The organism is Metabacillus litoralis (assembly GCF_007994985.1).
GTDB lineage: Bacteria > Bacillota > Bacilli > Bacillales > Bacillaceae > Metabacillus > Metabacillus litoralis.
The window spans coordinates 712,544-726,953 of record NZ_VOQF01000001.1; the positions used below are offsets into that span (position 1 = coordinate 712,544).

At 34.2% G+C, this 14,410-nt stretch carries 14 protein-coding genes and 1 pseudogene; 2 read left to right on the plus strand and 13 right to left on the minus strand.

Going from position 1 to position 14,410, the window contains the following annotated elements:
* Nucleotides 1-298: 298 nt before the first annotated feature.
* The 3 genes from FS935_RS03685 to FS935_RS03695 are packed head-to-tail and all read right to left on the minus strand — an operon-like array spanning nt 299 to nt 1,996.
* Nucleotides 299-487, minus strand: coding sequence for a capping complex subunit for YIEGIA (locus FS935_RS03685; protein WP_146946160.1), 189 nt, complete (start codon nt 485-487; stop codon nt 299-301).
* A complete protein-coding gene (locus FS935_RS03690) occupies nt 484-1,377 on the minus strand; it encodes a YIEGIA family protein (RefSeq protein WP_146946161.1) in 894 nt (297 codons plus the stop codon). The genes FS935_RS03685 and FS935_RS03690 overlap by 4 nt, the downstream gene beginning before the upstream one ends.
* 1 nt (nt 1,378) lies before the next feature.
* Nucleotides 1,379-1,996 carry a YphA family membrane protein gene (locus FS935_RS03695; protein ID WP_146946162.1) on the minus strand — a complete coding sequence of 206 codons (618 nt, stop codon included), beginning with the start codon at nt 1,994-1,996 and terminating at the stop codon, nt 1,379-1,381.
* A 135-nt stretch (nt 1,997-2,131) separates the two neighbouring features.
* On the opposite strand from FS935_RS03695, the gene FS935_RS03700 reads away from it, so the two are divergent.
* Nucleotides 2,132-2,266 carry a YpzI family protein gene (locus FS935_RS03700; protein ID WP_146946163.1) on the plus strand — a complete coding sequence of 45 codons (135 nt, stop codon included), beginning with the start codon at nt 2,132-2,134 and terminating at the stop codon, nt 2,264-2,266.
* A 124-nt stretch (nt 2,267-2,390) separates the two neighbouring features.
* Here FS935_RS03700 and fni read toward each other — a convergent pair whose 3' ends face one another.
* The 9 genes and pseudogenes from fni to prsW all read right to left on the minus strand — a co-directional run bounded on the left by fni (nt 2,391) and on the right by prsW (nt 11,779).
* Nucleotides 2,391-3,446 carry a type 2 isopentenyl-diphosphate Delta-isomerase gene (fni, locus tag FS935_RS03705; protein ID WP_146946164.1) on the minus strand — a complete coding sequence of 352 codons (1,056 nt, stop codon included), beginning with the start codon at nt 3,444-3,446 and terminating at the stop codon, nt 2,391-2,393.
* A gap of 10 nt (nt 3,447-3,456) precedes the next feature.
* Entirely contained in the window at nt 3,457-4,605 is a 1,149-nt protein-coding gene (gene rpsA / locus FS935_RS03710; protein ID WP_146946165.1) for a 30S ribosomal protein S1, read from the minus strand.
* Nucleotides 4,606-4,846: 241 nt separating this feature from the next.
* Nucleotides 4,847-5,422: a lysophospholipid acyltransferase family protein gene (locus FS935_RS03715; RefSeq protein WP_146946166.1), complete on the minus strand. Its 576-nt coding sequence runs from the start codon at nt 5,420-5,422 to the stop codon at nt 4,847-4,849.
* A 4-nt stretch (nt 5,423-5,426) separates the two neighbouring features.
* Entirely contained in the window at nt 5,427-6,098 is a 672-nt protein-coding gene (cmk, locus tag FS935_RS03720; RefSeq protein ID WP_146946167.1) for a (d)CMP kinase, read from the minus strand.
* A gap of 208 nt (nt 6,099-6,306) precedes the next feature.
* The gene (locus FS935_RS03725; protein ID WP_146946168.1) at nt 6,307-6,489 is read right to left on the minus strand and encodes a YpfB family protein; all 183 of its coding nucleotides are present in this window, start codon (nt 6,487-6,489) and stop codon (nt 6,307-6,309) included.
* 52 nt (nt 6,490-6,541) lie between these two features.
* Entirely contained in the window at nt 6,542-7,201 is a 660-nt protein-coding gene (locus FS935_RS03730) for a flagellar brake protein (RefSeq protein ID WP_146946169.1), read from the minus strand.
* A gap of 551 nt (nt 7,202-7,752) precedes the next feature.
* Complete coding sequence (gene ypeB / locus FS935_RS03735) at nt 7,753-9,099, minus strand: germination protein YpeB (protein ID WP_146946170.1); 1,347 nt, start codon at nt 9,097-9,099, stop codon at nt 7,753-7,755.
* Nucleotides 9,100-9,114: 15 nt separating this feature from the next.
* Nucleotides 9,115-9,498 (minus strand): annotated as a pseudogene (locus tag FS935_RS03740) (cell wall hydrolase); the annotation flags it as partial.
* A 1,618-nt stretch (nt 9,499-11,116) separates the two neighbouring features.
* The gene (prsW, locus tag FS935_RS03750; protein ID WP_146946171.1) at nt 11,117-11,779 is read right to left on the minus strand and encodes a glutamic-type intramembrane protease PrsW; all 663 of its coding nucleotides are present in this window, start codon (nt 11,777-11,779) and stop codon (nt 11,117-11,119) included.
* 206 nt (nt 11,780-11,985) lie between these two features.
* Between prsW and FS935_RS03755 the strand changes: the two genes are divergently transcribed.
* Entirely contained in the window at nt 11,986-12,957 is a 972-nt protein-coding gene (locus FS935_RS03755; protein ID WP_146946172.1) for an asparaginase, read from the plus strand.
* A gap of 112 nt (nt 12,958-13,069) precedes the next feature.
* Here FS935_RS03755 and FS935_RS03760 read toward each other — a convergent pair whose 3' ends face one another.
* Nucleotides 13,070-14,032: a YpdA family putative bacillithiol disulfide reductase gene (locus tag FS935_RS03760; RefSeq protein WP_146946173.1), complete on the minus strand. Its 963-nt coding sequence runs from the start codon at nt 14,030-14,032 to the stop codon at nt 13,070-13,072.
* Between the last annotated feature and the right edge of the window lie 378 nt (nt 14,033-14,410).

Sequence of the window (14,410 nt, forward strand, 5' to 3'; positions counted from 1 at the left end):
TTTTCAGACTATAAAAAGAATGTTAGATTTACATTTATTTTTCTATACATCACTTCATTCAATCGCAAACAAATATGTAATTTATTAAAATTAATGTAGAATAAGTTTTATTCCTTAAATACCTAACATTCTCATATAAAAATAGGCTGACTCATATAAACGGGTCGCCCCCTCAATGATACAATAAAAACATCCTAGTTATAGGACTATTTATCGTAAAATTACGGGTGGGGTCAGACCCCCATGAGTCAACCTCCATAACTTTTATATATTAGCAGAGATTTTATAAATTCACAACTTAGTGTTTGACAATAACGTACATGTCATCTCCAATTCCATGTGCTATCCCATCCAAAATCGCTTCAAGGTTTCTAGCGTAAAAATGCATTTCCTCCTGTGTTTTACAAACAAAAATAGCAGTGCCACCTGCTGCTTTTGTTTGATCAGTTGTAATAATAGCAAGAATATATTTTTCTAATGCACTCATTTTACCCCTCCTTGACGATTTGCTTTCGCTTCAGTCGGCATTCTGATTGCATTTTCAAGTGTTGGTACTTCACCTATTACACGGATTGCTCGTTCCACATCTCTTTCCTGTGGTAAAACAAATACACCAAGTCGACCATCATCAAGGTCTCGTTTTGCAAGTGGTACAAGAGCTGGTTCTCCGGAATCTCGAAATACACCTAATGCTGTTGAAACATCATGAAGAATAGCTTGTCGTTGACCAAGATTTGCAATTGTCATTTTTGCATTTGAATTCTTAGGTGTTAAAACAAACCCCATCCCATAATTTAAAATAGCTTTTTGTTTTTCTGGAATACCTATATTCATAATATAAATATTATCTACGTATAACCCTGCACCCTCAAATCTTATTTCAGCATGCTCAATTTCAACAAGATCTTTAATTCTGCTTCCAGACATTAATTTCCTTGAAATAAGGTAACAAATTACTCCAACAATTAGGGCAACATAAATATTTACGACTAAATAAGCAAACGTAGTAAATAGCGATGTAAAAATAACTAAATAATTTCTACTCTCAAATGCAATAGCTATACCCTCTATATATGTTTTACCTCTTGGAACAAGTTCGTAATCATCTAATACAGTTAGTGTATTCCTCTCCATATTTCGGACATCTCGAAATTGCGAGGCAGCTAGAGTTAAAAAGGTAATAGCAGTAAAATCCTCTTCCATTATAGATGGAACAGCTACTGTCCCTAGTCCTGCAGCAATAAACCCTAAAGCTACATGAATTATTTTCCCATGGAGATATGTTGGATATTGGCGATAGTCCGTTTTAAGCATATGTAGTCTTGTTAAAACTCCTACGATGACGCCGAATAAAACTGGCATTGTATATTCATTCATATTATCCCTGCTTCTCCTTTGCTGTTTTTTGTAGCCTTTGTAGTTTTTGTACATTTTGTTCAAAAAAGATAATGAGTTGATGAAACATTGACCATATGTAAATAGAGAAGCAGCCAATTACGACTATATCTAAAAATGCTGGATTTCCAATACTAATCCCATTATGAAATTTAGACATAACCATCCAGTACAACAATTCACCATGACATGTTGACATAATAAATAATGCATATCTTTGGACATTACTTTTCCCTAAGAAAATTGCTATTATACTAACAATCAAACTCACGATAAGTCGATAGTCTATAACAAACCAAACAGGATCATAGATACTGAATAACATGATACCCGCGTAAGCAAACGTTATTGTTGTAGATGAAAAATAAAATAGTATTATATTTGTATTTTTTTGTTTTACTGTAAGATAGTAACTATAAATCAGCATTAATAAAAAAGGGAAAGATAGTTGATAATGATCTATAGTCATGGCAGCTTTACTTGAAAATATGATTAACAAAATAAGAACAGATAGTTTATCTCTGTGATGATTTTTCTCCATTATGAATGTGGTATAAACCCACGCTATCCACATAAACCAATAAAAGATAATTCCTTCCACTAATCAACCCCTCCTACTATTCCCATTATGTCTGTTTCCAATTAGCTTTAATCGAAAATAAACAAAAAATAGTACTAATGATTTTTAGCTACTTTGCAAAAAATGAAGATATCGACAAATAAGGAGGTATGAAAAATGGGTAAAGACCGCCAAGAGAAGAAGCTTAGAGAAAGTGGACGAGTTGAATCTGATCGAGACCAATCACTTGATTATCCAGGTGCTACAAGGATGGAAGGTCCTGAAGCTGCTAGAGAACGTAATAGAAAATAAATTGTACGTATGAAAGGCACAATTCCAAAAAAATAATCAGTTTAGATTTTGCTGCACATTTGATTCAAAAAACCCCAAAGGCAAGTTGATATAAAATCAACTTGCCTTTGGGGTTTTTAATTATTTATGATCTAGTACTAAAACTCTTTGTGTTAATTCCTCTTTCAGTTAACCAATGATGTGTTGAACCACTAATTACTAAAGGCGCGTTCTGGAGGTCATTTATAGTTCTTGCTCCTAAAGCCGTCATAATAAAAGTTAGATCCTCTAACATGTTTTTGATTTCCAAAACTAGCTCATCATAGCCATTTTCAATGAAAATTTTCAACAAGTAACCTGCTACACCTGCTGCAGAAGCACCAAGAGCAATCGATTTAGCGAGATCAAGTGAACTTTGAATTCCACCTGATCCAATTATGGAAACCTTATTCCCAATGCTACTTACCTCAGCGATAGAAGCCGCTGTTGTTATGCCCCATTGATCGAAATAACTTAACACCTGATTACGCCTTTTATTTTCTATTTTTGAAAAGTTCGTACCACCAAAGCCTCCAACATCTATTGCACTAACACCAATATCCATTAGCTGCCTAGCTACCTCACGATTCATACCGAATCCAACTTCTTTAACTATCACAGGTACTTGTACACCTTTTACAATTCTTTCGATTCTTATTAATGCATCGGTAAAATCTCTATCACCTTCTGGCATAACAAGCTCTTGTACTACATTTAAATGGATTTGAATGGCATTTGCTTCAATCATATCAATCGCAATATTTGCTTGATCCACCGTTGCTTCACTACCTAAATTAGCAAAGATAACTCCATTTTTATTAACTTTTCTCATCACTTCATATGAAGGACGTTCTTTATTATCTTTTATAGCTGACATTTGTGATCCAACCGCTACAGCAATATTTGCTTCACTAGCCGCGTTAGATAAAGCTTCATTAATGATTACCGTATCTTCACCGCCGCCACCTGTCATTGCATTTATAAAAAGAGGCGAACTTAATGTAAGTTCGCCAACTTTAGTTGATAAATCTATATTCGAAGTAGACAGGTTAGGTAAGCTTTGGTGAACAAAGGTTACATCACTAAATCCATTTGTGCGCTGTTGTCCTGTAGACAATGCGTGTTGGATATGTTCTATTTTTCTTTCTGCTCGTTTGTTCACACTATCACCATTACTTTAGTTTTTTTAATTGATCACCAATCATTTCGCCTAATTGGAAGCCAGAAGAAGATTCTTCTTGCGCTTGGTAGTTACTTACATCCTCTGCAGAGGCATTTGGTGATTCCTCTAATTCACGGATACTTAATGAAATTCTTTGTTCAGATTCATTTACATCTAAAACCTTAACTTTAACTGTTTGATTCACATCAAGAACTTCCTGCGGAGTAGCTATATGTTTATGAGAAATTTGTGAAATATGCACAAGACCTTCAACACCAGGGAATATCTCTACAAAAGCACCGAAAGAAACTAAACGTTTAACAGCACCTTCTAATACATCACCAGTTTTTACTTTATCAGTAATGTTTGACCATGGCCCTGGTAAAGTTTCTTTAATAGATAAAGATATTCTTTCATTGTCACGATCTACAGCTAAGACCTTGACTGAAACTTTTTGTCCTTCTTCAACAACATCTGATGGTTTCTCAATATGATTATGTGATAGTTGAGAGATATGAACTAATCCATCAATACCACCTATATCAACAAAAGCACCGAAATCTGTTAACCTTTGAACAGTTCCTTCAATCGTTGTACCAACTTTAACAGATTCTAGCAAAACAGATTTTTTTTGAGTTTGCTGTTGTTCAATAACAGCTCGATGTGAAAGAATAACTCTATTTTTCTCACGATCTAATTCTACGACAATAAGAGAAAGAGTTTTATTCATATAATCTGAGAAATCTTCAACATAATGCGCTTCTACCAAAGAAGCGGGAATAAATCCTCTGACACCTAAATCTACAACAAGCCCGCCTTTTACAACGTCCTTGACTTCTGCATCAAACACTTCTTTTGATTCGAATTTTTGCTCTAAAGCATCCCATGCCTTTTCAGCATCAACAGCTCTTTTTGAAAGAACTAATGCTTCATCTTCAACTTTAAGTACTTTTAATTCTAGTTGATCATTTTCACTTGTCACATCAGAAGCTTTTTCAACATGAAGGCTTGAAAGCTCACTAATTGGTATTATACCAGTATGCTTACAGTTCTCGATCTCGACAATAACCTGTTTCTCTTCCACCTTTGTAACAATACCCTTTAAAATATCTCCTACTTCAGGTGTTTCAACATGAACATTATTTAATTCTTCTACCATCTCAATTACCTCCTTGTCAAAACCTGCGCGACTTTTGATTAACTATATGTATGATTTCATTTTATCATAGATATGTAACAGCATAAATAAAATGAAAAATACCTCTATTATTAAACTTCTAATAAATGGGTCAATTTGTCAAGTAAATACTCTCAATTTAATATTTCTTATCTATGCTTCTTCGAAGGTTGTTTATACCTTTTAAGCACTCAAAAAGGTATAAACATAATCTGAATACCATCTATTTTTTTATAAGATTTCCTATTTCACTCATGATAATATTCGTCATTTCTTCAGGAGAGATCTTCTCCTGACGATATTTTTCCATATTTATTGGTTTCCCGTAAACAACTCTTAATGTTTTTAATGACTTGTAGGGCCCAATAATTGCACACGGAACAACCGCTGCATCTGATCTAAGTGCAAAAAAACCTGCACCTGGTAAACCTTTGCCTAGCTCACCATTTTTACTTCTTGTACCTTCAGGGAACAATCCTAAAACATTCCCTTCCTTTAAAACCTTTAAACCAGCTCTAAGTGCTTCACGATCACCACCGCCACGTTTGACAGGGAATGTTCCAAAGTTCTTAAGAAGACCGTTTAAAACCGGCACATTGAATAGCTCTGCTTTAGCCATAAAAAAAACTTTTCTAGGAGAAGTAACTCCTACTACAGGAGGATCCAGGTTGCTAATATGATTGGTACAAAGCAAAACAGCACCCTCTTTTGGAAAATGCTCTAATCCTTCAACCTTTATTCGATATGTAGGTTTAAGCAGACCTGCAACAACAGATCTAGCAAATGGGTATAATGACACGTTATCAAAGCCTTTCTTCTATATATTCTTCGATTTTTGCAACAACGTCTTGTATTGACAAAGCAGTTGTGTCTAATTCAATTGCATCATCTGCTTTTTTAAGTGGGGCAATCTCTCTTTCTGAATCTAATTTATCTCGATTTGCTATTTCTATTTTTAATTTCTCTAAATCTGCTGAAAATCCTTTTTTTATATTTTCTTCATAACGTCTTTTTGCTCGCTCTTCTACAGATGCTTTTAAAAATATTTTCACTTCTGCATTAGGCAGTACATGCGTTCCAATATCTCTTCCATCCATAACAACTCCACCGTCTACAGCTAAGTCTCGTTGTCTTCGTAACATTTCTTCTCTTACCTTTGAATGCATTGCTACGAATGATACATTGTTTGTTACTACATCCGTTCTAATCAATTCTGTTACATCTTCTTTATTAATCAATACAATTTGACCTTTATCTGACGGATTAAGATCAATTGTTATCGTTGATAAAACATTTGCTACTTTATTCTCATCTTTTAGATCCACATTAGCTTCTAATGCTTTATAAGTTAGTGCTCTATACATAGCACCTGTATCTATATATATGTATGAATAATGCTCTGCAATTATTTTAGCAACTGTACTTTTGCCTGCAGCTGCTGGTCCATCTATTGCTATTGATAATTTTTGTTTCATTGTTTCCTCCAAATAGGTTTTTAGTCTAGTAGTTTTTAAATAAGTTATCCTAAAAAAACGGGTGCTTTATCGTATAAAAAGTTCTATTCTGTAAAAATCAATAAATCTTTATTCAGAACAGAACTATAATAATATCGATGTACGCAACAAGAATCACTAATTAGATATTCACTTTCTATCATGCAAAATTACATCCTCTAATAGTATCTCATTCACTCTGACTAAACGTCTCTAACCATTCTGTTATCGTAATTTTGTTAACTCCTTCATATTGAACAACTCTAGAAAGATATGGTTGAATGTTATTTTGTTGAACTAAAATTTGTGCACATATCAATATAATAAATTGTATGACAATTAGCTTTATTAAAATACGATCAAGTCTTTTCATTACAACGTCATCTCCGGTATTTTTTTACTAGTATGCTTAAAAATACCTAATTTTATTCTGTAATGAGTCCTCTTCTACGCATAAGTATTTGCTGTTCAAAGCAAAAACGAATAATTGTTTGGCGTTTAAATTCATCAAACTCAATAAATTGTATCGGTGCTTTCACAAAATTTTCATGCTCTACATCTATAAAACGAATAATCTTAGCTTTCATTTTAAGATATTCAATTTTTTCAGTTTGAAAAGGTAAGGAAAACCAAATTAATACTTCTTGATTAGGCCTTAATTTTGTTGACTTAGGAACTATAATTGCTGCACCACCTGCACTGATATCTGAAGTGACAGCAGTAAAAGGTTGAAACTCCTTATTAATAGGGTGAATTGCAATATCCAATGTTGTATCTATTCTTACATATTCTCTTCTTTGAACCCGTGTTAAATGCTCATCTCCTGGATAAGTAACAGAAATCATCGGTATATTCTCTTTAACTCTTCCAGTTACCTCAGTATGGAAGCGATAGACACTCTCAATATTTACAAAGGATGCAATTAGTTCTGTACCCAGCATTAAATAAGCAGTTCTACCCGTTTCACTGTTTACTGGATAGTCAAAATATAATATGTTTCCCTTTCGCTCAACTAGTTTGCATTTTAATCTTTCTAATACTGATCCCTTTGTCTCTAAGTTAATGACATCCCCAATTTTTATCACATTATCACTCTCTCTAATTGCTCTCTTTCTTATTAAAGCATGGACGAATCCGATGTGCAAGAGAACATTCACTGTATACATATTACCTATTACTTTGTAATCATTTTAAGTATTTTCCTTTCAGCTACCTTGCAAGATAAAACCTTCATTTATCGTTTTATTAAATAAAAAAACACGAACAACCAATAATGGGGCTGAGACATAATTAAAGATGTCATACAAAAAGACGAATAAATCTAAATTCAGTTAAGTTATAAGAAACAAGTTCGTTCCATTGGGCTGCAGACATAAGATTCGCCGGGGAGGAAGCTAAGCCTTCTCGTAAGCTGCGCCCCTGTGGGGTCTCAGCCTTTCCTCTGCACCCGCAGGAGTCAAATGTCTTCCACTCCATTCCACTAGTTCTTAAAAATAGTATGCAAAATCAAAAATCTATTGAATACAACAATTAAAAACCCGAAATATTAGGCGAATAATTAATTGAAATATCTCCTAATATTTCGGGCTTATCATTAGTATAAATACTTATGACCCAGCCTCTAGTTTAATATAAATTATACTTCCTGAAAAATCGGCTCTGGGTTCTTTAATTTTTCAATCTTCTCTTCTGTACCATTTTCAGCATCGATGAATATTCTGTACGTATCATTGTCAATTGTCCCTAAAAACTCATAACAAAGTATTTCTTCACCAAATTCATTCATTATAATAGACAATCTTTCTTGTTGTAACTCTAACCTTGGATTTAACATTTCAGCTGCTTCATCACGTGAGACTTTCGGCTTTGGAATATCACGTTTTTTGTGTGCAGCTAAATAATCTCTTGCTGTAAAACCAATAACCTTTCCATCATCCAGGGCGACTTTCATTCTTAGTGCGTCTGGATAAATTCTAACACCATTTTCTATCGTTACAAATGAAAACACACCGATATTATCATATTGCGCACTTTCAAAAAGATCTAAATTTTCAAAGCCGTGATCTTTAAGAAATTTTCTTGCATTTTCTGTTGCTTCATTTAAACCAATCTTTTTTTCTTTAATATCTCTATTTTGTACTAAGAAAATTGGATATCCGCCTTTTTTTGTTATATCCATATTGATATCGGCACTGCTTTTTTTATCATGCATGGAGATGCTATAAAAACCATAGTTTGCACCATCACCATTTTCTGTCACTTTTATATCTGATACTTCATTCTCAACAAATTCTTTTGCAACTTTCCGTGCTTCTTCCTCACTTATCTTATTTCCCTTTAAGTTTTCAAAACCTTCACCCATATTCTTCTTCATTGAAGTCAGGCTTGCACCAAATTCTGTTTCTGAATATGACTTTACATTTTCCTCAACAGTTTCAAAGCCATCGATGATCGTATTATCCATTTGTTTTTGACCAGATGCGAGTGCAAGCTCTACGTCCATCCATCTCAAATTATTTTCAAGAACCAGATTTTGCACTTTTCTTAGCTCTTGTTGAATATCTGCAGCTTGAGTGTACATTGATTTTAGTGTTTCGTATTCCTTTTCTGTTAGAGGATCCTTTTCTAAATCTCGTACAGCAGTACGATAACTAAAGTCACTTATTCCTGCTAAAAATTCCTCTGTTTTATTAAATGGAAGTAGTGTTAAAGGTAATTGTCCAACATCAGATTGTGCTTCAGAAGTAATTCTCCAAACATCTGCTAACGCTGGTGACAATGATTTCCTCGTATTCATCGCAAGTGTACTTCCAATTTGATCATGTAATTGATCTACTCGGTATGTTAAATCATGAAAAGCACGTTGGTAATTATTTTCAGCTTGAACTAAAATCGCATTTTTTTCTTGATGTTCCTTATAACCCCAAAAGCTAGTTCCAATAACCGCAATCGATAAGATTCCAATAAATATTCCACGTATCATGTGTTATCACCCTTTCTATTCACAGAAAATATGCTTTCCGATACGTTTTATTTGTGGTCTTCCCCAAATCCAAGAGCTTGTAGCTGTATCTGGGTTGAAATAATATAATGCTTCTCCAGTCGGATCAAAACCATTTAAAGCATCTAAAACAGCTTTTTTTGCGGAATCATTAGGTGTAAGCCAAATTTGCCCATCAGCAACTGCTGTAAAAGCACGTGGCTCAAAGATAACACCTGAAACTGTATTAGGAAAGGTTGAGCTGTTTAAGCGGTTGACTATAACTGCGGCTACGGCAACTTGTCCAATATAAGGCTCTCCGCGTGCTTCCCCGTATACTGCATTTGCCATGAGCTTTATGTCATTTTGTGAGAACCCTGCAGGAATGTTCACTGCTGTTGAATCTTTTTGGTTATTTTCATTTTGTTCATTCTGATTTTGTTGTTCTTGATTTTGCTGCTCCTGCTGCTGATTTTGTTGTCCTTGGTTTTGTTGCTCCTGCTGCTGTTGTTGATTTTGTTGTTCTTGGTTTTGTTGCTCCTGCTGCTGTTGTTGATTTTGTTGTTCTTGGTTTTGTTGCTCCTGCTGCTGTTGTTGATTTTGTTGTTCTTGGTTTTGTTGCTCCTGCTGCTGTTGTTGATTTTGTTGTTCTTGGTTTTGTTGCTCCTGCTGCTGTTGTTGATTTTGTTGTTCTTGGTTTTGTTGCTCCTGCTGCTGTTGTTGATTTTGTTGTTCTTGGTTTTGTTGCTCCTGCTGCTGTTGTTGATTTTGTTGTTCTTGGTTTTGTTGCTCCTGCTGCTGTTGTTGATTTTGTTGTTCTTGGTTTTGTTGCTCCTGCTGCTGTTGTTGATTTTGTTGTTCTTGGTTTTGTTGCTCCTGCTGCTGTTGTTGATTTTGTTGTTCTTGGTTTTGTTGCTCCTGCTGCTGTTGTTGATTTTGTTGTTCTTGGTTTTGTTGCTCCTGCTGCTGTTGCTGATTTTGTTGTTCTTGGTTTTGTTGCTCCTGCTGCTGTTGCTGATTTTGTTGTTCTTGGTTTTGTTGCTCCTGCTGTTGTTGCTGATTTTGTTGTTCTTGGTTTTGTTGCTCCTGCTGCTGTTGCTGATTTTGTTGTTCTTGGTTTTGTTGCTCCTGCTGCTGTTGCTGATTTTGTTGTTCTTGGTTTTGTTGCTCCTGCTGCTGTTGCTGATTTTGTTGTTCTTGGTTTTGTTGCTCCTGCTGCTGTTGGTTTTGTTGTTGTTGGTTTTTCTGCTCCTGCTGCTTATTTTGTTGTGTTTGCTGTTGTTGATTTCCTTGTGCTTTATAGTTTTTTTCTTGTTGTTGCTTTCTTTGTTCCGCTGCTTGTCTTGCTTTTTGAATTTGTTGTTCAGAAGGTGCTGATTGGATACTAAGGGGCACACCTCCATAGTGGGTGAATCTTCTTCCTTTATTTATTTGTTCATACACAAAATCTTTATAAAATTTAGTCGAATTTACGAGCATATCCTTCGTTTTCTGACCAACTAAACCATCGACCTCTTCTAACCCGAACATGTTTTGAAAATTTCTAACCGCCCAATAGGTGCTCCACCCGTAGACACCATCAATTGTTCCGTGGTAATAGCCGTTATATTGAAGCCTTGCTTGTAATTCAATAACATCACTACCCGTCGCACCTCTTTGGATAGTTTGTTGTGAAAAAGCATGTGCTTCAGGTACATTTAGTGAAAGAAATTGAAATGTGAAGGATGTTATCGTCAATACTGCAACCATCAACATTATGCGCATCTTTTTCATGTTGCTGCCTCCTCAAGTAGATGTAATTGCTTAAACGTATTTTTTGTAGTCTTTGGTATTTTATTCATAACAAATTAAAAGACATCCAAATTAAACATTTCATGGTAGCATAATTGTTTGTTTTGAATGTCTCTTTTTTAGAAGATATTTTAGTTTTTAAAGATAAATTTTTATAGATCTATAAGTCATTACAGATGGTTTCACAGAGAATAGATCAAGCGAAGTAGAATAATACCGAAACAAATTTTCAAGACAATCTTGAATCTAAAATTTTAACTCTAGCTTTTTTTGCTTTACGTAAAGCAAACCACCATAATAACAACATAAATGGGACCATTATATATTTCCAATTCATATAACTTAATAAAATAGTATCGTAAACTGAATGTAACAATATTGGTACAGACCAAGAAACTAGTATCCATTTCTTTCGATTACTACCTTCAGAGAATTTACCCTTCCCTAAATAGTATCCCATGATAACCCCAAATAACGCATGGCTTGAGACAGGTAATATCGCACGACCTAATGCATATTCAACTCCATTTGCAAATAAATACAATATATTTTCTAATGTAGCAAACCCTAATGAAACGGCAACACCATAAACAATCCCATCATAATGTTCATTAAATTCTACATGTTGATAAATTGTAAAAAACAACACAAACCACTTAAAAAATTCTTCTAGAAATCCAACTGCAACAAAAGTGTATAAAGTTTCTGATGTAAAAACACCTTCCACTTCTAAAACATATTGGATAAACATAATAGGAAAAACAAGCAAAGCACCAAATATAAAAGATCTCAGCACTAAAATAACTGGTTCGGATTCATACTGATCTCTTAAATAGAAATAACTTAATAAAGCAAGACCTGGGGCAATGCCCGCAGAAATAATCGCAATCATTCACAGGCCTCTTTTCTTATTGTATCTGTTAAACCCTCCTGGTTCCTCAATAGAAGGCGTTTCTTCCGTATACCATCCCTACTCTTAGATTTCTCTATCTAAAAATGGAAGTTTTTCTTTCATTATCGTATCATGTTATCGTAAAATTGAAAATGTCTACTGTCGTAATTTCGTAGATTTTAGTAGAAACAAGGAGGTTCAAAAAAATGAAAACAAAAAATATTCTCTTAATCCACACAGGTGGTACAATCTCAATGCAAGAAAATGAATCAGGTGAAGTGAAACCAGGAGACAAAAACCCCCTTGTTGATCATATTAAAGAGATTCCAAATATTAACCTTATAACATCGGAGTTATTTCATTTACCGTCACCACATATTACTCCATCAAATATGTTAGACATAAAAAACCATATAGAATCAACACTAACATCTCATCAGTTAAATGGTGTTGTTATCACACACGGAACAGATACTTTAGAGGAAACAGCCTATTTCCTGGATGTTACTTTATCACTTGATATTCCAGTTGTATTAACAGGAGCAATGAGGTCAAGTAATGAATTAGGCTCAGATGGTCTTTATAATTTACTATCAGCTATAAAAGTCGCATCATCAGAGCACGCAAAGTCTATGGGAGTTTTAGTTGTAATGAATGATGAAATTCATACAGCAAAAAATGTAACTAAAACACATACAAGTAATGTAGCAACTTTTCAAAGTCCACAGTATGGTCCAATTGGAATTGTCAATAAAGGTGGAGTATCTTTCCATCATAAACCTGTTTTACATCGTTCTTTAAAAGTTAAAAGCTTAAATAAAAATGTATTCCTTATAAAAGCATATGCAGGAATGGATGACCAAATTATAAATGCGTTAGATCAATTAAATTTAAATGGGCTTGTAATTGAGGCATTAGGACAAGGTAATTTACCACCTATGATGCTCCCTAGCTTACAAAAGATTATAAAAAAGGGTATACCAATTGTCCTCGTTTCCCGCTGCTTTAATGGAATTGTTCAAGATGTTTATGGATATGAAGGTGGAGGAAGACATTTAAAAGAACTAGGGTTCATTTTTAGCAATGGCTTAAATGGTCAAAAAGCACGAATTAAATTAATGATTGCCTTAGAAACAACAAAAGATCTCAATGAAATTGAAGAAATTTTCGCTGTGTAAAATTCAATTATTCGATCTCATAATTTTTCATAATAATAAACAAAAAATAAAAAAGAAACGTTAAAATTTTTGGGAGGATACCCCTTTATTAAGCTGTATCCTCTTTTTTTGTTTATCTATTTTTTATTATTTCATCACAAATTAACTGACCATGAAAACGGCCATTTTCAATGAATATTTCATTTGCATTGTTTCCTGCTGCAAGGACTCCTGCAATAAAGATTCCCTTAATGTTTGTTTCCATAGTGTCAGGGTTATAAATCGGTCGACCCGTTTCAGAGTCAATTTCTACTCCCATTTTCCTCAGGAAACTATGATCAGGATGATAACCTGTCATGGCAAAAACAAAATCATTTTTAATTTCTTTTATTTCATTTTTCACTTTATACCTAACTGTATCTGTATCAATTTCAAGCAAATGTGCATTAAATTCCATTGAGATTTCACCATTTCGAACAAGTGCTTCAAACTCTGGTAATATCCAAGGCTTTATACTTTGGGAATACTCTTCCCCTCTGTAAATAACTGTAACTCTTGCTCCGGAATTCACAAGTTCTAACGCTGCATCAACGCTTGAATTCTTCCCTCCAACAACTAATACATCTTTATCAAAATACGGATGACCTTCCTTAAAGTAGTGAAAAACTTTTGGTAATTCCTCACCAGTAATATTCATGTAGTTTGGATGATCATAGTAACCTGTTGCTATAACAACATTATTCGCTTCATAAATTTGTTTATTTGAATAAATAATAAATTTCATGTCTTGTTTTTCTATTTTTTCTACTTTTTCAAAGGCATTAACACGGATCTCTTTTCTTTTCACTACTTCACGATAATATGCCAAAGCTTGGATCCGATATGGTTTTCGATTTTCGGTGATAAAAGGTACTTCTCCGATTTCTAATTTTTCACTTGAGCTAAAAAAAGTTTGATGTGTTGGATAATGATAAATCGCATTTACGATATTGCCCTTTTCAATTACTAGCGGCTTTTTACCTGTCTTTTCTAAAGCAATAGCTGTTGATAATCCACAAGGACCACCACCAACAATAATTGTATCCTCTTTTATCACGGTCTCCAACTCCTGTTGATTTTTTAAAATAAAATGTTGTTTATCTCTTGAATTAGGTTTTGATTTTTAAAATCCTGCATATTTGATACTTCTACTCTTATAAATATTTATTTAATAGTTTAAATTCTATTTAAGTTTAAGCCTCTAAGCTATAAATAGTACCTATTTGTTTAAGTTAAGGCTCTGTTAAACTTTGTTGTTGATTTCCGTTACAGGCATTCGCTTTCCCGGGAAAAAAGTACCTTTTTTCCTAGGTCCGGGAGCCTCCTCGGCGCAAGCGCCTGTGGGGTCTCCCTTTGACACGCTTCTCCCGCAGGAGTCTCATGCCCTTCACTCCAATCAACAATGTGCTAAAAATCAACATTAACCTTTAACATA

What these genes read in the sequence shown, in the direction of transcription:
- FS935_RS03685 (WP_146946160.1), bottom strand. Translation starts at nt 487, where the DNA reads ATGAGTGCATTAGAAAAATATATTCTTGCTATTATTACAACTGATCAA.
- FS935_RS03690 (WP_146946161.1), bottom strand. Translation starts at nt 1,377, where the DNA reads ATGAATGAATATACAATGCCAGTTTTATTCGGCGTCATCGTAGGAGTT.
- FS935_RS03700 (WP_146946163.1), top strand. Translation starts at nt 2,132, where the DNA reads ATGGGTAAAGACCGCCAAGAGAAGAAGCTTAGAGAAAGTGGACGAGTT.
- rpsA (WP_146946165.1), bottom strand. Translation starts at nt 4,605, where the DNA reads ATGGTAGAAGAATTAAATAATGTTCATGTTGAAACACCTGAAGTAGGA.
- cmk (WP_146946167.1), bottom strand. Translation starts at nt 6,098, where the DNA reads ATGAAACAAAAATTATCAATAGCAATAGATGGACCAGCAGCTGCAGGC.
- FS935_RS03725 (WP_146946168.1), bottom strand. Translation starts at nt 6,489, where the DNA reads ATGAAAAGACTTGATCGTATTTTAATAAAGCTAATTGTCATACAATTT.
- ypeB (WP_146946170.1), bottom strand. Translation starts at nt 9,099, where the DNA reads ATGATACGTGGAATATTTATTGGAATCTTATCGATTGCGGTTATTGGA.
- prsW (WP_146946171.1), bottom strand. Translation starts at nt 11,779, where the DNA reads ATGATTGCGATTATTTCTGCGGGCATTGCCCCAGGTCTTGCTTTATTA.
- FS935_RS03755 (WP_146946172.1), top strand. Translation starts at nt 11,986, where the DNA reads ATGAAAACAAAAAATATTCTCTTAATCCACACAGGTGGTACAATCTCA.